At 75.3% G+C, this 1,046-nt stretch carries 1 protein-coding gene; it reads right to left on the reverse strand.

What is annotated here, in order from left to right; genetic code table 11:
- Window positions 1–61: 61 nt before the first annotated feature.
- Window positions 62–1,046, reverse strand: a 985-nt coding sequence (locus FNQ90_RS24525; RefSeq protein WP_323380161.1) for an endonuclease/exonuclease/phosphatase family protein, incomplete at its 5' end; no start/stop codon positions are given.

Here is a 1,046-nt window from a genome sequence, read left to right on the forward strand (position 1 = left end):
GACCGACGCCTGGCGGGACTGGTAGGGGGCGGCCCTTCGGGCCCGGTGCGCCCGGTGGGGTTCACCCGTCGGGCGGCGGGTTCAGGTGCGCGTGAACGGGGAGGTGGTCGCTGCCGGTGGCGGGCATCACCAGCAGGCGTTCGATCTCCAGGCCCCTGGTCATCACGTGGTCGATGCGGGCGATGGGGAAGCTCTCGGGCCAGGAGAAGCGCAGCGGGCCGCCGGTGGAGTCCATCCGGTCGGTGACGGGGGCCAGTCCCCGGTCGTCGACGGTGCCGTTGAGGTCGCCGAGGAGCACGACGCGCTCCAGGGGTTCGGCGGCCAGGGCCTCGCCGGCGGCCAGGGCGGCCTCGTCGCGGAGGTCGGTGGTGAAGCCGGTGGGGCCGACCCGCACGGAGGGGAGGTGGGCGACGTAAACGGCGAGGTCGCCGCCCGGGGTGCGGGCGCGGGCGCGCAGCATGCCCCGGGTCCACTCCGGGCCGAGCGCCGCCGGCCGGACGTGGATGTTCCGCACCTCGTCCAGGGGGTGCCGGGACCACAGGCCGACGGTGCCCGAGACGACGTGGTGAGGGTATTCGGGATCGAGGATCGCGGAGAAGACGGGCAGGAGTTCGGGGGTGATCTCCTGGAGGCCGACGAGGTCCACCCCGCTGTCGGCGAGGAGTCGGGCGGTGCCGGCGGGGTCGGTGTTGTCGTCGCCCACGTTGTGCTGGACGACGGCGTAGCCGGTCTCGGGGACCGAGTGGGGATCGGGGGTGGTCAGGGCGGCTCCGTACAACAGCAGCCAGACGCCGGTGGGGACGAGGAGGGCGAGCAGGGCGCCGGCCGAGCGCCGCAGGAGCGCGGCGAGCACCGGGAGCGGGATCACCGCGCCCAGCCAGGGGCGGAAGGTTTCCAGCAGGCTGCCGAGCCGTCCCGGCGCGTTGGGCACGATGCCGGGGAAGGCCATGAGCAGGCCCGTGAGCAGGGCGAGCGGGACGAGGGCGCGGCCCGTCCGTGCGAAGGAGGGGAACGGGCGCGGGGCGGCGGCGTCCGCCCTCCCCGGG

The organism is Streptomyces alkaliphilus, from assembly GCF_014141535.1.
GTDB lineage: Bacteria > Actinomycetota > Actinomycetes > Streptomycetales > Streptomycetaceae > Streptomyces > Streptomyces alkaliphilus.